Genomic DNA, 18,602 nt, shown 5'->3' on the forward strand with positions numbered 1-18,602 from the left:
GAGCCCACGCGCACCATCGGCGGTGCGGCGCAGCACATGCGCGGTCACCCGCGGCGCGCGGGCCGCGGCGACGATCTCCTTCGGCAGATATGCGGGCGACGCATCACCTTGATGCCAGCGGAGCCCCGTCACAGCGCAGTCGATTCCGACATCGATATTGCGCGAACGTCATCGGTCCCGTGGCATCGAAGGCGAGCGGCGGGTCAGAGTTGCACTGGCAGAAGAGAGTCGGCGGCCAGGTCGAACACGTCACCCTCCGATCGTGAACGCGCACACGGTAACCCGACGTTCGCGGGCCGTTCGGGTTTCGCCCGCACCAAACCTATGTATATTAGGTTTCACCCTAATAGTCTTAGGAAGGAGTGGCTGATGTCGCCGCGGGTGGGTCTGAACGCCGAACGCATCACGCAGGCGGCCGCCGAGATGGCCGATGCCATCGGATTCGACAACGTCACGCTGGCCGCGGTCGCCAAGCACTTCGGGGTGAAGGATCCGAGCCTCTACTCGCATGTCCGGAATCTGCGGGATCTACGTACTCGCATCGCCCTGCGGGCGGCGGTCGAGATGACCGACCGGATCGGTGTGGCGGTCCAGGGACGGGCAGGTCGCGACGCGCTGATCGCCTTCGCGAACGCCTACCGGGACTACGCCCGCGAACACCCCGGACGCTACGACGCGACCCAGCGCAAGCTCGACATCGAGGTCATCGCCGACGCCCCGGGAGCGGTCCGCAGCGTGCAGCTCACCGAAGCCCTGCTGCGCGGCTACGACCTCGACGGCGCCGAGCTCATCGACGCGGGCCGCCTGCTGCGCAGCACCTTCCACGGTTTCGCGACGCTCGAGACCGTCGGCGGCTTCAACCACTCCCGCGAGACCGACGGGTCCTGGGCGCGCATCCTCGACGCCTTGCATCTGCTGCTGACCCAGTGGCCGACATCGAGACAGGAGACCCCGCAATGAGATCCGAGACGCTACCGGTACCGGGCGCGACCATCTACTACGAGGTGCGCGGCCGCGGCCCGCTCGTGCTGTTCCTGCCCGGCGGCGGGGGCGACGCGGCCTCGGTGGACCCGATCGCCGAGGTTCTCGAGGACCGGTTCACGGTGGTATCGCTGGATCAGCGCGGCTATTCGCGCAGTGTCCTCGACGGTCCGCAGCGGACCCAGCGGGTCGAGGTGCAGAGCGACGACGTTCACCGGCTGCTGAGCCACCTCACCGGTGAGCCCGCGCTCGTCGTCGGTGGCAGCAATGGCGCGATCGTGGGACTCGATCTGCTGGCCCGGCATCCGGAGCAGGTGTCGCTGCTGATCGCGCACGAACCACCGTGTTTCGCCGTCCTTCCCGACGCCGCCGAACAGCGCGCCATGATCGACGAGGTCTACACGCTGTTCCGCACCGAAGGCCCCGGCCCGGCGTCGATGCGCTTCCTGGCGGGCATCGGCAATGCGATGAAACCGTCTCCGATGCCCGACGAACTGCCGCCGCGCGCCGCCGAGATGTGGGCGCGACTGGCGGCCAACGGTCCGCTGATGCTCGAACACGAGCTGCGGGAATTCACTTCGTACCTACCCGATTTCGCGGCGCTCGCCCCGGTGGCCGATCGACTGGTCCTGGCCGCCGGGCGTGAGACGAAGGGCTGCCTGCCGTACCGCCCCGCCGTCGAGATCGCGCGCCGGCTGGGGATCGAGGTCACCGAGGTCCCCGGCGCCCACAATGGGATGCGCACCGAGGCCCCCGAATTCGCCGCGCGACTGGGCGACATCCTGACCGCGCACCTGCGCGCCGGAGCGGCCGGACGCTGTTAGCGTCGGCACATGATCACCGGTGCGCACACCATCCTCTACGCCGAGGACGCCGACGCGGCACGGGCCTTCTTCCGCGACGTCCTCGGTCTGGCCCATGTCGACGCGAACAACGGGTGGCTCATCTTCAAGTCGCCGCCCGCCGAACTCGCCGTGCATCCCGCGCAGGTCCCCGACAGCGGCAAGGCCGAGCTGTACCTCATGTGCGACGACCTGACCGCCACCGTGGCCGACCTGCGGTCTCAGGGCGTCGAATTCACCTCGGACGTCACCGATGCCGGGTGGGGCCTGCTCACCATGCTGAAGGTGCCGGGCGCGGGCCAGATCGGCCTCTACCAGCCGCGGCACGCCACAGCCTACGACCTGCCCTGAACCGCGCTCCTACGCTGTCGGTTTCCGCCACGCGGGGATCGACAGGTAGGTCGCCGCGCGCAGCAGCCACTCGACCGGGCCGTACGGGTGAGTCCGCAACCACCGAGCGCTCAGCCGGATCTGCACCAGATAAGTGGCGACCGCGAGCAGCACGACCCCGACCGGGGGCACGCGATCGGCCAGCGCCAGGCCGTATCCGGTGTAAATGAGCATCAGTACCACCGACTGCCCGATGTAGTTGGTCGCCGCCATCCGCCCGGCGGGTGCGAGCCAGCCCACCGCGCCCGCCCATCGGTAGCGGGCCAGCCACACGATGCCCGCCGCGTAGCCGAGTGCCAGCAACGGATTCGCGAGCTCCTGCACCCCGTACCAGTACGACGGCAGCTCCCCGCGCAGCGTCATCAGCGTCACTGTGACAGCGGAAACGGGCAGTCCCACACCGAATCCCACCGCCAGCGCCCGCGGCAGCCACCGGGTCGTCCAGTCCGTGTCCTCGAACACGCGGCGCTTGCCGGCCGCCAAGCCGACCAGGAACATCCCCAGCGCCGGAATGCCCTGACCGATCCAGGTGAAGATCATGAACTTCGGTCCGAACTCCAGCTGGGCGCGCAGCGTGTCACCGACATTGCCGGTGTAGCCATCATGCATCCGCTGCAGATCGAACACCTCGTCCAGCCCGGCCAGTCCCCCGTTGCCCGGCAGGAACGCCAGGGACGCGAACGCGAAATACAGCACCAGACCGGTGATCAGGGCCGGGCGCGGCCGAATCCAGCGCAGCGCCACCAGGATCAGGCACAGCGCGGCGTACAGGGTGAGGATGTCGCCGATCCACAGCAACAGCAGATGCGCCAGACCGATCAGGAACAGTGCGAGGCAGCGGCGCAACAGCCGGGGCGTGGCCGCGACGCCCGCACGCCCTGCGGCCGCGATCTGCAAGGTGAACGAGTACCCGAACAGGAACGCGAACAGCAGATAGAACTTGCCGAGGAAGAACCCGTCGATCAGCCCGTAGGCGAACCGGTCCAGTGTGCCGTCGAACATCGGCTGCGGATCGGCGCCCGCGCCCGGCGCCGACCAGAGCATGGTCGCCACCACGGTGTTGGTGACCAGAATCCCGAACAGCGCGAATCCGCGCAGACTGTCGACCACCCCGATGCGCTGCCTCTGCGTCACATCGGCTACCTGGGTTTCGAGCTGTTCGGACATGCCTGCACGCTATTTCCGGCAGCGCCCCCGCCACATCCACCACGGCCCCGGATTCCCTCTCCGACCTCCGAGGTATTGACACGCCCGGAAGTCATCCCATGGCAGGACCTCTCAGCAGGTCGATGAGCTTCGTTTCGGACAGATCGCCATGTCCTTCCGCGACCAGACGTTCGAAGATCCGCTCGGTGGTATGACCCAGGGCCGCGGGAGTGCCGACCGTATCAGCCAGTTCGACCCCGATCCGAGTGTCCTTCAGGCGCAGCGCCGCGGTGAAGGCGATATCGCGGTCGTGCACGCCGCCGATCATCTCCGCGCACATGCGGATCACCGTCGGGCTGGCCGCGCCGCCACGCGAGAGGGTGTCGGCGACGAGCGCCAGGTCCAAGCCCGCGAGTTCCGCGGTGCGCAGGGCCTCGGCGGTGGCGGCGATCTGAATGGAACCGAGCAGGTTCTGGATCAGCTTGTAGCTCGTGCCCGCACCGACCTCACCGAAGTGCACGATGTCGGTGCACAGGGGTTGCAGCAGGGGGCGCGCCGCATCGAGGTGGGCGGCGGCCGCACCGACGAACAGGGTGAGTCGGCCGGCGGCCGCGGCATCGGGCAGCCCTGTCACCGGCGAGTCGAGATACCGAAGACCGTGGGCGGCGGCGTGTTTCGCCAGCTCCAGGACCCACGGCCGGGAGATGGTCGAGAACTCCACGGCGAATGCGCCGGGCGCATACTCCCCCGCCAGCGCGCCGTTCGCCCCCAACCAGGCAGCCCGCGACGCCTCGTCGTCGGCCACCATGGCGACGATCGCCTCGGCGTTCCGGGCGGCTTCGCGGGGCGTGGCCGCGAATATGGCTCCCTGAGCGACGAGTTCGTCGGCCTTGGCGGCGGTTCGGTTGTAGACCACCACCTCGTGCCCGGCGGCGACCATGCGCCCCGCCATCCTCGCACCCATCCGGCCCAACCCCAGAAACGCGATCATCGCCACGAGCCGAACCCTACCCAGCCCCGGCTACCGGTCGCATCGATCGGCCGTCGAGCGACAGGATTTCACTCAGTGCGTCGACCAGGGCGGTCCGCGGGTCGAGGGGCCGGTCGATCATGCGCCAGGCGACCACGTGGTCAGGGCGAACCAGGACCGCGCCGTCCGGGCGCAGGCCGATGCCACCGGTCCAATCGCTGTCCGTCACAGGAATTCGATGCACGGTCAAGGGAATCGCCAGTGCATCGGCGGCGGCGTGTGCGGCATCAGCCCAGTCCTCGTCGGCGGTCAGGACGGTGAGATCCCTGCCGACCAGATCCAGCGTCGACACACGGCCTCCGTCAGGGGACACCCAGCGATGCGGCAGGCGCGAGCCGGGCGTGCCGTCCAGGACCAGCGAAATGTCCTCGGTGGAAGGCAATGTCGGATTCGAGCCGATGACAGCGGTGGATTCGTAGCGGTAGCCCACATGCACGACGGGCGCATTGAGCACTCCAGCCCGTCGGCGAGCCGCGACGATCTCCGGGGAGTTCTCCCAGTGCAGCCGGGGATCCAGCAGCCGAATCACGGCTTGCTCGAGCGTGGTCGCCGCCACCGGCCGCCTTTCGGCCTCGTAGCTGTCCAGCAATCCGCGCTCGGCCCACCCGTGGTGGACGGCGGCGATCTTCCACGCGAGGTTGTGGGCGTCGGCCACACCGGTATTCAGTCCGAAAGCACCCAGCGGAGGCACCGTGTGGGCGGCGTCGCCCACGAGGAAGACCCGACCGGACCGGAACCGCTCCGCCACCTGTCCACGCGGCCGCCAGGGCAGGACGCTGATCACCTCGACTTCGACGCCCGGGTCACCGACCGCCGCCCGGATCAGCTCCACACACCGGGCATCGGGGAATCCCCCCTCCGAATCATCATCGGGCACATGGAGAATCCACTCGCCGGAACCGTCTACGGTGACCAGCAGGCCGGAGACGTCCGGGTTCTCGATCGTGCAGGTCGCGAAGGAGCGGCCCCCGGTATACGGGGTGAGGTCAGCGCGAAACAGCATGCTGATCATGGGCGTTCCCAAGGGGCCGGGCCCCTCGACCTCGATATCGAGCAGGCCGCGGACATCACTTCGCGCCCCGTCCGCGCCGATCAGATAGTCGGCTCGCACGACGGAGCCGTCGGACAACACCGCGCGCACACCGTCGACGTCCGGCGTGAACGATTCCAGCCGCGTCGAATACCGCACCACCGCACCGCGTTCCCGCGCGGCGGGCAGCAACACCGAGTCCAGCCGGTGCTGCGGGCACGTACCCCGCACCAGCGCCGGACTCGAATCGTCCGTGCGTGAGGTGGCAGCCGCCGCGCCCGCGGGATCGGTTGTGGCGAAGTCGGCCTCGGCCAGTGTGCGCGCGTAGACCTTGCCGAGCCCGGCGCGCATATCGATGCTCACCGCGTTGACCGCGTCCTCGAGCCCTTCGGCGCGCAGCATCTCCATGGTTCGCCGCGACAGCCCGGTGGCGCGCGGATGCGGTGACGGGCCGGACTGTGCGTCGACCACGAGCGTCGGAACGCCGTGCCCGGACAGGAAGACAGCGGCGGCCAGGCCGACCGTGCCTCCCCCGGCGATCAGGACGGGAACTCGGTGTTCGGTCATTGCGAAACTCCTTATGGATACACCGTAGCCGTAATGGATACACCGTAACCACAGTGTTAGGCTGAGCGCAATGGCGCAGTGACGCGCGAGAATCCGGACAGGAGCGTGATGACGAACGAAAACCCCGTGCTGGTCTGGAGCAAGGAACGCCCGGAACCCGCTCGGCGCGCGCCGCGCGTCGACCGCATCGTCGCCACCGCCCTGACCCTGGCCGACACCGAGGGGCTCGACGCGGTATCCATGCGCCGCGTCGCCACCGAACTCGGCTCCGGCACCGCCTCGCTCTACCGCTACATCACCGACCGCGGCGAACTACTGGACCTCATGATCGACGCCGCCCAGGCCGAAATCCCCCCACCGGCCCTCACCGGTGATGCCCGCGCCGACCTCGCGGCGGTCGCCCACCACTTCCGGGATCTCCTGCTCCGCCACCACTGGCTGGGCCGCGTCCTGTCCGGCCGTCCCGCCCTGGGCCCGAATGCCCTGCGCCGCTTCGATATCGCCATGGCCGCGGCCCTGGAGCTCACCGACGACATCACGCTGGCCGCCAATATCGTCGACACGGTGCTGTCCTACGTCGCCGGCGCCGCCATCCAGGAACTGTCCGAGATTCGCGCCCGACGGCGCACCGGACTCACCGAGGACCAGTGGCGCGAGGCGGTCGGCCCCTACCTCCGGACCGCCATCGCCACCGGCGACTATCCCCACTTCGCCCGCCGCATCCGCGACGCCGAAGACCCCACCCCCGACCAGACATTCGCCTTCGGCCTGTCCTGTGTCCTCGAAGGCGTACTGGCAACCGCGCGAGCCGCCTCGGACCAGGCCTGACCTCTAGTGCCCGACCGGCTCCCAGCCGCGCTCGGGCATCGACTCACCCGGGGTGGTCCAGCCGAACTTGTCGTAGCGATACCGCCGAATCAGCCTGACAATGCACATCCCCAACGACGCGTACGGGACGGCGACCCGCAGCAGATAATCCTTGGCGGTGAGCGTCAATGTCGGCCTCCGATGAAATCGGGCGGTGCGAACGGTTCCAGGCCGACGTCCTCGCCGCGCGGCCCGGCGGCGATGAGCTTGGCGACGGCCTCACGCTCGGAACCCTGCAGGGCCGGGAGGGTCGCCGAGACCGAGTCCAGGACACCGGTCCACGGTGACGCGGACTCCCGCAACGCCATCCGCATGACCTCGATGCCCGCGCGGTGCTCGACCAGCAGCTGCTCCCCGGGAACCGGATGCGCCGCGGCGAATTCGAGCACGACCGCCAGGTGATCGGACAGCTCCTCGTCACCGAGCACCAGTCCGGCCGCCTGATAGACCTGCTTGAACCGCAGCAGCGCCATCCCGCGTTTGCGGGTGTCGCCGTAGAGGAACCAGGTCAGGTAGGGGCTGAGCCGTTTGCGGTGGTCGAAGGTGTCGACGTAGGCGGTCGCCGCGGCGAGTGGTTGCGCGGTCTCCAGATAGGACAGCACCCGCTGCAATGGCGCACCGACGGCTTCGGGGAGCGCCGAGACCGCGCGCGCCAGCAGGGGCAGCGAATCCAGCAGCGCCTCATCGGGATAGCCGAGCAGCAGCGACTGCACCTGCCAGGCGGCGGCCCGCTCGGAGTCCCCGGCCGCGGGCCGCGCGGACTTACGCTTCATTTGCGATGCCTCCCCTGCTGCTGGGGCATACCCCTGCCTCTCAGCGTGACGCGGCGGCGCCCGTCGCGCGTTCCGATTCCCGAGCACACGAACAACCCGAACCTACTGGCAAATCTCGTGCAATTGCAGAATTTCGCGAGGGTTGGTTACCCGAGAGAAAGACGAAGGTCGCGCGGCGGATTTGTCAGACAGTTCCGACGGTCGCCGGCTGTACCCGCAGGCCGATCGCGATGTCCGAGACGCCGAGCGCAACCGTCAGCAGCCCCACGGTGATCGAGAGCGGCAGCAGCGTCGTGAACGGCGCGACCGCGACGCCCACCCCCGCGGCCACGGTCGCCAGTCCGATCAGCTCCAGTCCGCCCGCGCCCGCGTACTCCTCCGACCACACTCCGACGATCGCCTGCACGATTCCCCGCAGCACCCAGCCGATCCCAATCCACAAGGACAGCAAGGCAACCCACTCGCCACCGTCGAGGGTCCACAGCGCCAGCACGAGGGAGACGACCGCGCTCGACACCTCGAGCCATTTGAGGGCCGTGTGGATCCGGGCGCCGAACGCCATCACCAATTGGAAGGCCGCCGTCGCCAGCAGCACCAGCCCGAAGAGGATCCCCGCCACCTGCCACGATTTGTCCGGCCAGACCGCCAGGACCACCCCCAGCACCACAGAGCAGCCGCCGGTGACGACCAGCGACTGCCAAGCCCAATCGGCGAAGACCTCGCTTCGCCCCTCTATCCGGTTGGCGGGCACCTATTCATGATATGACCGATTAGTCCAGGTAACTGGACGGTTGCGTGTGCGCTCGGCGCGTCGGGGCCGTCGCGGATCAGGGAGCGCTGAGGAAAACCCCGCGTGGCGTGGTGCCGTCGGGGGCCGACCATGGCGCGTCCAGATGGCTGCGGTCACGGCCCAGCGACCGGCCCGTGGCGAGGCGGCGGTGCACACGGATCAGCTCCGCGCCCGCATTGGTGGAGCGGTCGGAGTCGAAGGCGATATCGGTCTGGGCTTCGGTGTCGATCACCGTGGGCCGGAATCCCGGTGCGGGCGTGAGGATGTCGCCAGGTACCACGTGCACCGTCAGGTCGGGGGTGTCACTGGTGTTCTGGTCCTGCGGGGTGGCCTTGCCGGTCAGCAGCAGGGCGGCCTGCTCGATGAACACCGGGTCGTGGGCGGCATCGTAGAGCCAGCGCATACCCAGCACGCCGTGTTCGGAGGTGCCGATCAGCGCGTGGTCCAGGCCCTCGACGCGGGCGCCGCGGTAGGTCATCGGAACCAGATACGCGACCGGCACCGGACCCGCGAGGTCGGTGACGACCATGAGTTCGATGCCGACCTCGCCGTCGGGGTCGTCGAGCCGGAATCCGCCCGACTTGACCAGGGCGGGCGTCCCGGCGCCGACGTGCCAGTGCCGGGTGGGTAGCCACGCCGTCAGCAATGCCAGTTTGGAGGGCTGCATGGTCGTCTCGTGGATCTCGGCCATAGTGCCATCCTGCCAGAGTCCGGCCGGATCGCGGCCGAACCCTTTGCGGCGGACCGATATTCGCCGATGTCAGCGCAGCTTTCGGAAGAAGTCACGCAGATCCCGGGTCAGCAGATCGGGGGTCTCCATCGAGGCGAAGTGGCCGCCGCGATCGAACTCCGTCCAGTGCACGACGGTGTTCTGCCGTTCGGCCAGGCCGCGAATCGTGCCGTTACCAGGGAAGACCGCGATCCCGGTCGGTACGCCGGAGTCGGGCAGCTCGGCACCCCAGTGCTGAGACTCCTTGTATAGGCGCATGGACGAACCCGCGGTGTCGGTGAACCACAGCACCGCGAGGTTGGTCAGCAACAGATCGCGGTCGATCGCCGCGTCCGGGGTCTCGCGGGCCGGATCGGTGAAGGTGTTCACCACGTCGAGCACCCACGCCAGCAGACCCGCCGGGGAGTCGGCGACGGCCGGGGCGAGAGTCTGCGGACGGGTCGAGTGCATGCCCGCGTACCCGGAGGTCTCGCTGCTGCTCCAATCCTTCAGCCGCGCCAGCTTCTGCTGATCGGCCTCGCTGTAGCCGGAGCCGTCGTCGTTCCAGGACGGGATCGTGATGGGGTCGTTGAGGTGCACACCCGCCACCCGATCGGGCGCGAGACGGCCGATGCCGGGAGCGATGAACGATCCGGCGTCCCCGCCGTGCGTGCCGTAGCGGGTGTAGCCCAGGGCGGCCATGAGCTTCACGATCAGCTCGGCCGACCGCTCGGTCGCGGCCTCCCCGGCGTGTCGCGTCGGCCCGGAGAAGCCGAACCCCGGGAGCGTCGGGATGACGACGTGGAAGGCGTCGGCCGGATCGCCGCCGCGCGCACGCGGATCGGTGAGCGGGCCGATCATGTCGGTGAAATCCTCGAACGGCCAGCCGTGCACCAGTACCAGCGGCAGGGCATCCGGTTCGGGCGAGCGGACGTGCGTGAAATGCAGTCGCTGACCGTCGATTTCGGTGACGAACTGGGGATGGCGGTTGCGTTCGGCCTCGTGGACGCGCCAGTCGTAGCCGCTGCCCCAGTACTCGCACAGCTCGCGCACGTAGGCGGTCGGAATTCCATAGGACCAGCCCACCTCGGGCAGATCGGCGGGCCAGCGGGTGCGGGCCAGGCGGGTCCGCAGATCATCGATGTCGGAGGCCGGAATGTCGATTCGGAAGGGCTCGAAAACCGTCATGTCTCCACGGTAGGAACCAACTAGGTCAGGGGCAGTCCTAGTCCGTTCGCCGATTCCGCTGCGGCGGCCCGCGTTCTAGGCTGGTACGCAAGCGTTTCAGCCGCGGCGAGGCGGCGCGACTGGAGGGAACCGGCTACGTGACCACCACCTTTCCACCCGGACCGGCCCTGCCGCCCCTCGTGCAGACCGCCATCTACACCAAATGGCGCGGACCGCTGGTCCGGTCGGCCGCCCGCCGGCACGGCGACACCTTCACCCTGCATCTGGCCGCGCCGTACGCCGAGAACCTGGTCGTGTTCACCCGGCCCGAGCACATCCGCGAGATCTTCGCCGGAGATCCCGCGGATCTGCATGCCGGAGAGGGCAATCGGCTGCTGGCCGAGATCCTGGGCGAGCACTCGCTGCTGATCACCGATGAGGACGAGCACGCCCGCGCGCGGCGACTGCTCATGCCCGCCTTCGTGGGGTCCTCATTGCGCGGATACCGGGCGCTGGTCGACGACATCGCGAAAACCCATGTCGACCGGTGGGTTCCGGGCGCGACCGTGCACACGCTGGACCGCATGAACGATCTGACCCTCGATGTCATCATGCAGGTGGTGTTCGGAATGGCCGACGAAGCCCGCCGGGCCGCGCTGGTGCCGCGATTGCGCGAGGTCGTGAACATCAGCCCGATCATCATGTTCGGCTGGAAGTACCCGTTCCTGGCGCGGCGCGGCATGTGGAAACGGTTCCGCGCCACCCAATCCGCCATTGACGAGCTGCTCTACCGTGAGATCGCCGAGCGCCGGGCGCAGCCGAACCTGGACGCGCGCGACGACGTGCTGTCGCGGCTGCTGGCCGCCGGATCCGGCGAGAACCCCGACGACGCGCCGCTGACCGACGCCGAACTCCGCGACCAGCTGATCACCCTTCTGCTGGCCGGGCACGAGACGACCGCGTCCGCGCTGTCGTGGACCTGCCATGAGCTGGCCGCCAATCCCGAGATCCAGACCCAGGCCCGCCGCGCGGCCCACGACGGGGACGAGAAGTACCTCGAAGCGGTGCTCAAGGAGTCGCTGCGCCTGCACACGGTCATCGCGGGCACGGGCCGCAAACTCACTCGCGACCTGACCATCGGCGGATACGACCTGCCGCGGGGCACGGTCATCGCGACCTCGATCATCCTGGCGCACGAACGCGCCGAAGCCTTCCCGGACGCCGTCATGTTCCGGCCCGAACGATTCCTGGACGGATCGGTCGCGCCCAACACCTGGTTGCCGTTCGGCGGCGGCGTGCGACGGTGCATCGGAGCCGGGTTCTCACTGATGGAGGGAACGGCGGTGCTGCGGGAGATCCTCACCCGCTACCGGCTTTCGCTGCCACAGGGCAAGACCGGCGAGCCCGTGCGGATCCGGAACATCACGCATGTTCCGGCCCACGGCGCTCCGGTCGTGGTCTCCCCGCTCCCTTAACCGCGGTCCGGGAAGTCGGGTGCGCGTCGCACGTGGGCCGGTGCCACGTACGCCGAGCACTCGTCGCATTCGCTGATGATGGCGTGGCGGCAGGCGAGCAGATGCTCGAGGAAGTGGTCGGTGGCCTCGAGCAAGGCGATGCGCTCGCGCACCTCGGTGCGGCGGTCGTTGATGATGGCCCGGCGATCGGTGTACTCGCTGAGCCCCAGCTGCCGGATCTGGCTCAGCGACAGACCGGTTCGCTGCAGCGTCAGGATCGCGCGGGCGTAGTCGAGGATGTCCTCGTTGTAGCTGCGGTGACCCGATGGGCTGCGCGGCGGGGCGAGCAGGCCCACCGATTCCCAATGCCGCAGCACGTGTGTCTCCACACCGAGTGCCGCGGCGGCGTCACCGATTCTCATGTCCTGCGCTGTGGTCACGATTCTCCCCTTTACTTCATGTCGACCTTAAGTATTAGCGTTCCTTCATGTCCGATCCAGTCCGCAAGCCCACGCTCCTGCAATGCTGCACCGCCGCAATCGGTTCCCTCCACGGCGCGGTCCGGCCCCGGCCCGCCGACCAACGGTTTCTGCGCTCGATCACCGACGCGGGACTCCCCCGCGCCGAGTGCACCGTCACCGTGACGGCTCTGACCAACTTCCCCCGACCAGTGCCGACCCAGGTGGTCGTCGAAGGCGTCTCCACTCCGCGCCGCATCACCAGCGCGCTGAGCTCCTTCGTCATCCAGCACCCCGAAGCGACCTTCATCGTGGACCCGGGATTCTGCATCGACGCCGAGCATCGCGCCATTGCGCAACTGCCCGCCGTGATCCGTCCCGTCGCGCGTCCGCCGGCCGAGACCATTGCGACCGCCACCGCCCTGCGAGCCCAACCGGGCCTGCCCGCACTGGACTTCGCGCTACCCACCCATGCCCACTGGGACCACGTGTGCGGTCTGCTCGACCTGCCGGGGCTGCCCGTCCACCTGCACAGCGTCGAGCGGGACTGGGTCATGACCGGTCCCGTCGCGCCGGTGGGCGGCGTCCGCGACTCCCTCGTCGACCGTCCCCACCAGGAGTACGACCTCGACGGTCCCCCGATCCTCACCTTCACCCGCAGCCACGACCTCTTCGGAGACGGCAGCGTCGTCCTGGTCGACCTCGCCGGACACACCCCCGGCAGCATCGGCGTTCTCGCCCATACGACGCACGGCTGGAAACTCCTCGCCGGCGACGCCGCCTGGCACACCCTGCAAATCGACCGAATCCGCCAGAAGGCCACCTATCCGGGCGTCTTCATGGACCACGACCGCGACGCCACCTTCAAAACCCTGCACCGGCTCCACCTCGCGCAACGCCTCGTTCCGGTGATCCCCACCCATGATCACGACGCCGCCCTGCTGCTGGCAGCGCCCGATGCGGAGGTCGCCGAGCCGCTACCGTGAACCCATGGGGATCACCGTACGTCCGGCCCAGCTATCCGACATTCCGGAATTGGCGCGAGTGCTCGGCATCGCCTTCTCCGACGATCCGATCACCGCATGGCTCATCCGCGACGACGCCACCCGCGCTCGCCGCGCCGCCGCGCTGTTCACCGCGATGGCCCGCCACCACCTCATCCCCCTGGGTGGGGTGGAGGTGGCCTGCAACGACGCCAATTCCATTGTGGGCGCGGCACTCTGGGCGCCGCCCGGGCACTGGCACGCCCCGGAGAACGTGACCCGGCGTCAGCTGCCCGGGCTGCTCTTCGCCTTCCGGCACCGGCTGCTGACCGCCGGCCGGCTCTCGGAGACGATGGCGCGGGCGCATCCCCGCGAACCGCATTGGTATCTGGCCGTCCTCGGAACCCTGCCCGGCGTTCGCGGACAGGGATTCGGGCGGGCCCTGCTCAATTCGCGGCTGGATCGGTGCGACGCGGACGGGCTGCCCGCCTATCTGGAATCCAGCAAACCCGACAACGTGCCGTACTACGAGCGGTTCGGTTTCGAGGTCACCGGCACCCTGGACGCCACCCGGGGCGGCCCGCCACTGTGGCCGATGTGGCGTACGCCCCGCTGACGACGCTTCATCGAATCTCGGTGCCCCACGCGGACGTCAGCCACACCTGGCGGGTGGCCGCCATCCTGCGATCGGCGACCGCGGGGTCACCGCCCGCGGTTTCCTCGCGCACGACCGCGATCGTCATGGCGACCAGCACGTTGACCAGGGCGGGCACGTCGGCGGTGGCCGGGCGCATGCGGGCCGCGTCGACCTGGGACTGGATGAAGGTCGCGAGAGGCGATGGCCAGGTGTGCGGCCACGCCCCGCCGGGGGTGGGCTGGTCGTCGAGGATCACAGACCGGTACCCGGCACGGCGCAGGTAGTAACCGGCAGCGAGTCCAGCTTGCCCGCCGCCGATCACGACCACGTCGACGCGGTTCATCGCGCGTTGCTCATCCATCCAGACGCCGCGGCCGGGTCAGGCGTCGACGGCGACGGGTTCGCCCGCGGCGGCCAGGGTGTTCTCGGTGATGTCACCCTGCTCGGCGAGCCAGCGCTCGGCGTCGATGGCTGCCGAGCAGCCGGTGCCGGCCGCGGTGATCGCCTGGCGGTAGGTGCGGTCGACGAGGTCACCGGCGGCGAAGACGCCCTCGGCCGAGGTCGCGGTGGTGGGCGACTCAACTTTCACGTAGCCGGCGGCGTCGAGGTCCACCTGACCCTTGACGAGCTCGCTGCGCGGATCGTGGCCGATCGCGACGAACATGCCCGTGACGTCCAAGGTGGACTGCTCCCCGGTGACGGTGTCGCGCACGACGAGGCCGGTGACGCTGTTCTCGCCCAGCACCTCCACCGGCGCGGCGTTGGTCATGAAGCGAATCTTCTCGTTCGCCTTGGCGCGCTCGAGCATGATCCGGGACGCGCGGAACTCCTCACGGCGGTGCACCAACGTGACACTGCGCGCGAACTTCGTCAGGAAGGCGGCCTCCTCCATCGCGGAGTCACCCCCGCCGACCACCACGATGTCCTGGTCGCGGAAGAAGAAGCCGTCGCAGGTCGCACACGCGCTCACACCGCGGCCGAGGAGCCTCTCCTCACCGGGAATCCCGAGGTAGCGGGCGGCAGCACCCATCGCGAGGATGACGGCACGGGCGTAATAGGTTTCGCCGCCCGCGATGACCTTCTTGACCGGGCCGTGAAGCTCGATCTCCTCGACGTCCTCGGTGCGGATGTCGGCACCGAAGCGCTTGGCCTGCTCGCGCATCTCCTCCATCAGGTCCGGGCCCATGACAGCCTCACGGAAGCCCGGGAAGTTCTCGACCTCGGTGGTGGTCATCAGCGAGCCACCGAACTGGGCGCCCTCGAACAGCAGGGGTTCGAGCTCGGCGCGGGCGGCATACACACCGGCGGTATAACCGGCCGGTCCCGAGCCGACGATGATGAGTTCGGAAACGGTCATATCAGTGGTCATGGGTTCCTTCTCTGCAATACGGCAAGGTGGTTGGTCGCGTCGACCGTCGCGCAGGCCGAGCCCTCGACAACACCGGGCTCGGGCGACAGCACCGCCGACAACTGGGCCAGCGCGGACGGGATCACCCGGTAGTGCACCCAGGTCCCGCGGCGCTCGCAGTCGAGCAGACCGGCCTCCCGCAGCACCTTGAGGTGATGGGAGATCGTGGGCTGGGACAGCTCGAACGCCGGGGAGATATCGCACACACAGCTCTCACCGCCCTCGCGGCTCGCGATCAGACTCAGTATCCGCAGACGCACCGGATCACCGAGCGCCTTGAACATCCGCGCCAGGTCACCAGCCCAATCCGAGGTCAGCGGCTCCCGCGTGAGCGGAGAGCAACAGGGTTGGACCCCACTCGACAGTTGATTCGGCATACGTCTATATTGACGGTTATCGATCCAACTCGTCAAACGAATGGCCGGTGAATCCGGCCACCCCGGAAGGACCCTCGTGTGACCAGACCTTCGGTGCTGTTCGTCTGTGTGAAGAACGGCGGCAAGTCCCAGATGGCGGCCGGGTTGATGCGCAAGGCCGCCGGCGACGCGGTCGAGGTGCATTCGGCCGGTACCAAGCCCGGCACCGCTGTCAACGCCCTGTCCGCGCAGTCGCTGATCGAGGTGGGCGTGGACATCACCGGCGAGTCCCCGAAGCTGATCGATCCGCGGTTGGTGCGTGAGGTCGACCTGGTCGTCACTCTCGGCCGCGAGGCCCACCTCGACCCGGTCCCGGGAACCCGGTTCGAGAACTGGGACACCGACGAGCCGTCCGAGCGCGGCATCGACGGCATCGAACGCATGCGCCTGGTTCGCGACGACATCGCCGCCCGGGTCAGCCAGCTCGCCGAGCAGCTCACCGGCAGCCCTACAAACCCCTGAGAAAAGGAGAGTCACCACTGATGACCCGCATCGAGATTTTCGAGCCCGCACTGTGCTGCAACACCGGAGTGTGTGGCGAGGACGTCGACCAGGCCCTGGTCACCTTCACCGCCGACATGGACTGGATCAACTCCCAGGGCGGTGACATCGCCCGCTACAACCTCGCCAGCGAGCCCCTCGCCTTCGCCGAGCGTGAGCCGGTCAAGGCATTCCTGCAGATCTCCGGCTCCGAAGGGTTGCCGCTGGTCCTGGTCGACGGCGTCACCGCCGTCACCGGCCGCTACCCCGACCGCGCCCAGCTTGCCAAGTGGGCCGGTATCGCCCGCGAGCCGGCCGCCGCACCCGCCGGGAGCCAGCTGCTCGGCCTCACCGACACCACCACGGCCGGATCCTGCTGCGGCGACGGCCCGGACAACGCCAGCTGCTGCTGAAAGGTCGACCCATGAAGTTCCTCGACGGTGCACCCCGGTTCCTGTTCTTCACCGGCAAGGGTGGGGTCGGGAAGACCTCGATCGCCTGCGCCTCGGCCGTCGCTCTCACCAAGGAGGGCCACAAGGTCCTGCTGGTGAGCACCGATCCCGCCTCCAACGTGGGACAGGTTTTCGGGATGAGCATCGGCAACACCATCACCGAAGTTCCTGCGGTCGCGGGGCTGTCCGCACTCGAGATCGACCCCGAACAGGCTGCCACCGCCTACCGCGAACGCATCATCGGCCCTGTCCGCGGTCTGCTCCCCGACAAGGAACTCGCCTCGATCACCGAGCAGCTGTCCGGCTCCTGCACGACCGAGATCGCCTCGTTCAACGAGTTCACCGCGCTGCTCACCGACGAGACGACGATCGCCGGGTTCGACCACGTCCTGTTCGACACCGCCCCCACCGGCCACACCATCCGCCTGCTGCAGCTGCCCGGGTCGTGGACCGAGTTCCTCGACGACGGCAAGGGCGACGCCTCCTGCCTCGGTCCGCTGTCCGGGCTCGACAAGCAGCGCACCATCTACGCCGGCGCCGTCGCCGCCCTCGCCGACCCGCAGCGAACCCGTCTGGTCCTCGTCGCCCGCCCCCAACGGTCCCCGCTGGCCGAGATCGCCCGCACCCACACCGAACTCGCCGACATCGGACTGGTCCAACAGCACGTGGTCATCAACGGAGTTCTCCCCGAACCTGAAGGTGGCGACGAGCTGGCCACCGCCATCTACGCCCGCGAACAGACCGCCCTCGCCGACCTGCCCGCCGACCTGCGGAGGCTGCCCATCGATCAGGTCGAACTCAAATCGACCAACATGGTCGGCATCGATGCCCTCGACACTCTGTTCACCACCGAATCGAATGCAGCGACGAAACCGCGATCCGGGCATGCCGCGGCCGCTTCGGATGCGCCGCTGTCGGCCCTCGTCGACGAGCTCGCCACCGACGACCACGGCCTGATCATGTGCATGGGCAAGGGCGGCGTCGGCAAAACCACCATCGCCGCCGCGGTGGCCGTCGCACTCGCGCAACGCGGCCACCAGGTGCACCTGACCACCACCGACCCGGCCGCGCACCTCACCGAGACCCTCGCCGGCAGCCTCGAGAACCTGACCGTCTCGCGCATCGACCCAGCCCAGGCCACCGCCGCCTACCGCGACCGGGTCCTGACCAGCAAAGGAGCTGCTCTCGACGACCAAGGCCGCGCCAGCCTCGCCGAAGACCTGAAATCACCGTGTACCGAGGAAGTCGCTGTCTTCCAGGCCTTCTCGCGGGTTATCGACGAATCCCGCCGGCACTTCGTCGTCGTCGACACCGCGCCCACCGGCCACACCCTGCTCCTGCTCGACGCCACTGGCTCCTACCACCGCGAGGTCGCCCGCCAGATGGGCGACGATACGGACATCACCACCCCGCTCATGCGGCTGCAGAACCCCGACGAGACCAAGATCGTGCTCGTCACCCTCGCCGAAACCACCCCCCGCCTCGAAGCCGAAGGCCTGCACGCCGATCTCGAACGCGCAGGCATCCACCCCTGGGCCTGGGTGGTCAATAACTCCATCGCCGCAGCCCACCCGACATCACCGCTACTGCAACGACGCGCCGAGACCGAAGTCGCCGAGATCGATGCCGTCACCAGCACACACGATCGGCATGCGATCGTTCCCCTGTTGCCCACCGAACCCGTGGGAGTAACGGCCCTGTCCTCACTCGCCGGAAACGAGCCAGTCTCCTCGCCGTTTCGCTGACAGGGCGAGATCGACTACGAAGGCCCGCCGCCTCACGCCGCACCACGACAACGTCGGCCGCAGCAGCTCCGCAGCGTTCGAGAGGGTCACCGCGGGGTTCGAGTGACTGGACGGCATGTTTCGGGAGTACCTGTCGATGTCGTGGATCGAGGGCACTTCACCCCGGACGTGCGGGACGTTCGGCTCTGCCATGCCCGGCGGTAGTCGCGGTCGAATAAGGCACACAGGTTCGGGTGGATGTCGGCGGCGACCGCGTGGAGGTGTCAGACACGGTGGG

At 68.6% G+C, this 18,602-nt stretch carries 21 protein-coding genes and 1 pseudogene; 10 read left to right on the top strand and 12 right to left on the bottom strand.

What is annotated here, in order from left to right:
• The first annotated feature begins 369 nt into the window (after positions 1 to 369).
• Genes ACFV4K_RS10340 through ACFV4K_RS10350 form a run of 3 tightly spaced genes read left to right on the top strand, consistent with a single transcriptional unit; the run spans position 370 to position 2,174 of the window.
• Entirely contained in the window at positions 370 to 960 is a 591-nt protein-coding gene (locus tag ACFV4K_RS10340) for a TetR/AcrR family transcriptional regulator (protein WP_379273742.1), read from the top strand.
• On the top strand, positions 957 to 1,805 hold the full coding sequence (locus ACFV4K_RS10345) for an alpha/beta fold hydrolase (protein WP_379273744.1): 849 nt from the start codon (positions 957 to 959) through the stop codon (positions 1,803 to 1,805). Before ACFV4K_RS10340 ends, ACFV4K_RS10345 begins: the two co-directional genes overlap by 4 nt.
• A 9-nt stretch (positions 1,806 to 1,814) precedes the next feature.
• Positions 1,815 to 2,174 carry a VOC family protein gene (locus tag ACFV4K_RS10350; RefSeq protein ID WP_357081921.1) on the top strand — a complete coding sequence of 120 codons (360 nt, stop codon included), beginning with the start codon at positions 1,815 to 1,817 and terminating at the stop codon, positions 2,172 to 2,174.
• Between the two features lie 9 nt (positions 2,175 to 2,183).
• Here ACFV4K_RS10350 and ACFV4K_RS10355 read toward each other — a convergent pair whose 3' ends face one another.
• The 3 genes from ACFV4K_RS10355 to ACFV4K_RS10365 all read right to left on the bottom strand — a co-directional run bounded on the left by ACFV4K_RS10355 (position 2,184) and on the right by ACFV4K_RS10365 (position 5,986).
• Positions 2,184 to 3,380 (bottom strand): DUF418 domain-containing protein, encoded by a 1,197-nt coding sequence (locus ACFV4K_RS10355; protein ID WP_379273746.1) that lies wholly within the window; start codon positions 3,378 to 3,380, stop codon positions 2,184 to 2,186.
• Between the two features lie 91 nt (positions 3,381 to 3,471).
• Positions 3,472 to 4,350 (bottom strand): NAD(P)-dependent oxidoreductase, encoded by an 879-nt coding sequence (locus tag ACFV4K_RS10360; RefSeq protein WP_379273841.1) that lies wholly within the window; start codon positions 4,348 to 4,350, stop codon positions 3,472 to 3,474.
• 16 nt (positions 4,351 to 4,366) lie between these two features.
• Positions 4,367 to 5,986: an FAD-dependent monooxygenase gene (locus ACFV4K_RS10365; protein ID WP_379273747.1), complete on the bottom strand. Its 1,620-nt coding sequence runs from the start codon at positions 5,984 to 5,986 to the stop codon at positions 4,367 to 4,369.
• Positions 5,987 to 6,094: 108 nt separating this feature from the next.
• Between ACFV4K_RS10365 and ACFV4K_RS10370 the strand changes: the two genes are divergently transcribed.
• Positions 6,095 to 6,814: a TetR/AcrR family transcriptional regulator C-terminal domain-containing protein gene (locus tag ACFV4K_RS10370; RefSeq protein WP_379273749.1), complete on the top strand. Its 720-nt coding sequence runs from the start codon at positions 6,095 to 6,097 to the stop codon at positions 6,812 to 6,814.
• Positions 6,815 to 6,817: 3 nt separating this feature from the next.
• Here the strand turns inward: ACFV4K_RS10370 and ACFV4K_RS10375 are convergent, their stop codons facing one another.
• From ACFV4K_RS10375 to ACFV4K_RS10395, 5 genes are all read right to left on the bottom strand, one after another.
• On the bottom strand, positions 6,818 to 6,982 hold the full coding sequence (locus ACFV4K_RS10375; RefSeq protein ID WP_379273751.1) for a respiratory nitrate reductase subunit gamma: 165 nt from the start codon (positions 6,980 to 6,982) through the stop codon (positions 6,818 to 6,820).
• The gene (gene narJ / locus ACFV4K_RS10380) at positions 6,979 to 7,626 is read right to left on the bottom strand and encodes a nitrate reductase molybdenum cofactor assembly chaperone (RefSeq protein ID WP_379273753.1); all 648 of its coding nucleotides are present in this window, start codon (positions 7,624 to 7,626) and stop codon (positions 6,979 to 6,981) included. Before narJ ends, ACFV4K_RS10375 begins: the two co-directional genes overlap by 4 nt.
• Before the next feature lie 184 nt (positions 7,627 to 7,810).
• Positions 7,811 to 8,377, bottom strand: coding sequence for a DUF308 domain-containing protein (locus tag ACFV4K_RS10385; protein WP_379273755.1), 567 nt, complete (start codon positions 8,375 to 8,377; stop codon positions 7,811 to 7,813).
• Between the two features lie 76 nt (positions 8,378 to 8,453).
• Positions 8,454 to 9,107 carry a 1,4-alpha-glucan branching protein gene (locus ACFV4K_RS10390; protein ID WP_379273757.1) on the bottom strand — a complete coding sequence of 218 codons (654 nt, stop codon included), beginning with the start codon at positions 9,105 to 9,107 and terminating at the stop codon, positions 8,454 to 8,456.
• A gap of 69 nt (positions 9,108 to 9,176) precedes the next feature.
• The gene (locus ACFV4K_RS10395; RefSeq protein WP_379273759.1) at positions 9,177 to 10,313 is read right to left on the bottom strand and encodes an epoxide hydrolase family protein; all 1,137 of its coding nucleotides are present in this window, start codon (positions 10,311 to 10,313) and stop codon (positions 9,177 to 9,179) included.
• A gap of 137 nt (positions 10,314 to 10,450) precedes the next feature.
• Here ACFV4K_RS10395 and ACFV4K_RS10400 point away from each other — a divergent pair, with 137 nt between their 5' ends.
• Positions 10,451 to 11,767 carry a cytochrome P450 gene (locus ACFV4K_RS10400; protein WP_379273761.1) on the top strand — a complete coding sequence of 439 codons (1,317 nt, stop codon included), beginning with the start codon at positions 10,451 to 10,453 and terminating at the stop codon, positions 11,765 to 11,767.
• Here the strand turns inward: ACFV4K_RS10400 and ACFV4K_RS10405 are convergent.
• Positions 11,764 to 12,186, bottom strand: coding sequence for a MerR family transcriptional regulator (locus ACFV4K_RS10405; protein WP_379273763.1), 423 nt, complete (start codon positions 12,184 to 12,186; stop codon positions 11,764 to 11,766). The genes ACFV4K_RS10400 and ACFV4K_RS10405 overlap by 4 nt on opposite strands.
• Before the next feature lie 47 nt (positions 12,187 to 12,233).
• Between ACFV4K_RS10405 and ACFV4K_RS10410 the strand changes: the two genes are divergently transcribed.
• Together ACFV4K_RS10410 and ACFV4K_RS10415 are read left to right on the top strand one after the other, a co-directional pair.
• On the top strand, positions 12,234 to 13,190 hold the full coding sequence (locus ACFV4K_RS10410) for an MBL fold metallo-hydrolase (RefSeq protein ID WP_379273765.1): 957 nt from the start codon (positions 12,234 to 12,236) through the stop codon (positions 13,188 to 13,190).
• Positions 13,191 to 13,194: 4 nt separating this feature from the next.
• On the top strand, positions 13,195 to 13,803 hold the full coding sequence (locus tag ACFV4K_RS10415) for a GNAT family N-acetyltransferase (RefSeq protein WP_379273767.1): 609 nt from the start codon (positions 13,195 to 13,197) through the stop codon (positions 13,801 to 13,803).
• Positions 13,804 to 14,023: 220 nt separating this feature from the next.
• Here the strand turns inward: ACFV4K_RS10415 and ACFV4K_RS10420 are convergent.
• The 3 genes and pseudogenes from ACFV4K_RS10420 to ACFV4K_RS10430 form a co-directional block, all read right to left on the bottom strand.
• Positions 14,024 to 14,167, bottom strand: a pseudogene (locus ACFV4K_RS10420) (FAD-dependent oxidoreductase); the annotation flags it as partial.
• Positions 14,168 to 14,203: 36 nt separating this feature from the next.
• Positions 14,204 to 15,193: a thioredoxin-disulfide reductase gene (gene trxB, locus ACFV4K_RS10425; protein ID WP_379273769.1), complete on the bottom strand. Its 990-nt coding sequence runs from the start codon at positions 15,191 to 15,193 to the stop codon at positions 14,204 to 14,206.
• Positions 15,190 to 15,609 (bottom strand): ArsR/SmtB family transcription factor, encoded by a 420-nt coding sequence (locus ACFV4K_RS10430; protein ID WP_379273771.1) that lies wholly within the window; start codon positions 15,607 to 15,609, stop codon positions 15,190 to 15,192. Before ACFV4K_RS10430 ends, trxB begins: the two co-directional genes overlap by 4 nt.
• Before the next feature lie 78 nt (positions 15,610 to 15,687).
• Here ACFV4K_RS10430 and ACFV4K_RS10435 point away from each other — a divergent pair, with 78 nt between their 5' ends.
• Genes ACFV4K_RS10435 through arsA form a run of 3 tightly spaced genes read left to right on the top strand, consistent with a single transcriptional unit; the run spans position 15,688 to position 18,325 of the window.
• The gene (locus ACFV4K_RS10435; RefSeq protein ID WP_379273773.1) at positions 15,688 to 16,110 is read left to right on the top strand and encodes a low molecular weight phosphatase family protein; all 423 of its coding nucleotides are present in this window, start codon (positions 15,688 to 15,690) and stop codon (positions 16,108 to 16,110) included.
• 20 nt (positions 16,111 to 16,130) lie between these two features.
• Positions 16,131 to 16,541, top strand: coding sequence for an arsenite efflux transporter metallochaperone ArsD (gene arsD, locus ACFV4K_RS10440; protein WP_379273775.1), 411 nt, complete (start codon positions 16,131 to 16,133; stop codon positions 16,539 to 16,541).
• An 11-nt stretch (positions 16,542 to 16,552) separates the two neighbouring features.
• The gene (gene arsA / locus ACFV4K_RS10445) at positions 16,553 to 18,325 is read left to right on the top strand and encodes an arsenical pump-driving ATPase (RefSeq protein WP_379273777.1); all 1,773 of its coding nucleotides are present in this window, start codon (positions 16,553 to 16,555) and stop codon (positions 18,323 to 18,325) included.
• Positions 18,326 to 18,602: the final 277 nt, after the last annotated feature.

It is taken from the genome of Nocardia sp. NPDC059764 (assembly GCF_042732555.1).
Lineage (GTDB): Bacteria > Actinomycetota > Actinomycetes > Mycobacteriales > Mycobacteriaceae > Nocardia.

What these genes read in the sequence shown, in the direction of transcription:
- ACFV4K_RS10340 (WP_379273742.1), top strand. Translation starts at nt 370, where the DNA reads ATGTCGCCGCGGGTGGGTCTGAACGCCGAACGCATCACGCAGGCGGCC.
- ACFV4K_RS10345 (WP_379273744.1), top strand. Translation starts at nt 957, where the DNA reads ATGAGATCCGAGACGCTACCGGTACCGGGCGCGACCATCTACTACGAG.
- ACFV4K_RS10350 (WP_357081921.1), top strand. Translation starts at nt 1,815, where the DNA reads ATGATCACCGGTGCGCACACCATCCTCTACGCCGAGGACGCCGACGCG.
- ACFV4K_RS10355 (WP_379273746.1), bottom strand. Translation starts at nt 3,380, where the DNA reads ATGTCCGAACAGCTCGAAACCCAGGTAGCCGATGTGACGCAGAGGCAG.
- ACFV4K_RS10360 (WP_379273841.1), bottom strand. Translation starts at nt 4,350, where the DNA reads ATGATCGCGTTTCTGGGGTTGGGCCGGATGGGTGCGAGGATGGCGGGG.
- ACFV4K_RS10365 (WP_379273747.1), bottom strand. Translation starts at nt 5,986, where the DNA reads ATGACCGAACACCGAGTTCCCGTCCTGATCGCCGGGGGAGGCACGGTC.
- ACFV4K_RS10370 (WP_379273749.1), top strand. Translation starts at nt 6,095, where the DNA reads ATGACGAACGAAAACCCCGTGCTGGTCTGGAGCAAGGAACGCCCGGAA.
- narJ (WP_379273753.1), bottom strand. Translation starts at nt 7,626, where the DNA reads ATGAAGCGTAAGTCCGCGCGGCCCGCGGCCGGGGACTCCGAGCGGGCC.
- ACFV4K_RS10390 (WP_379273757.1), bottom strand. Translation starts at nt 9,107, where the DNA reads ATGGCCGAGATCCACGAGACGACCATGCAGCCCTCCAAACTGGCATTG.
- ACFV4K_RS10395 (WP_379273759.1), bottom strand. Translation starts at nt 10,313, where the DNA reads ATGACGGTTTTCGAGCCCTTCCGAATCGACATTCCGGCCTCCGACATC.
- ACFV4K_RS10410 (WP_379273765.1), top strand. Translation starts at nt 12,234, where the DNA reads ATGTCCGATCCAGTCCGCAAGCCCACGCTCCTGCAATGCTGCACCGCC.
- ACFV4K_RS10415 (WP_379273767.1), top strand. Translation starts at nt 13,195, where the DNA reads ATGGGGATCACCGTACGTCCGGCCCAGCTATCCGACATTCCGGAATTG.
- trxB (WP_379273769.1), bottom strand. Translation starts at nt 15,193, where the DNA reads ATGACCACTGATATGACCGTTTCCGAACTCATCATCGTCGGCTCGGGA.
- ACFV4K_RS10430 (WP_379273771.1), bottom strand. Translation starts at nt 15,609, where the DNA reads ATGCCGAATCAACTGTCGAGTGGGGTCCAACCCTGTTGCTCTCCGCTC.
- arsD (WP_379273775.1), top strand. Translation starts at nt 16,131, where the DNA reads ATGACCCGCATCGAGATTTTCGAGCCCGCACTGTGCTGCAACACCGGA.
- arsA (WP_379273777.1), top strand. Translation starts at nt 16,553, where the DNA reads ATGAAGTTCCTCGACGGTGCACCCCGGTTCCTGTTCTTCACCGGCAAG.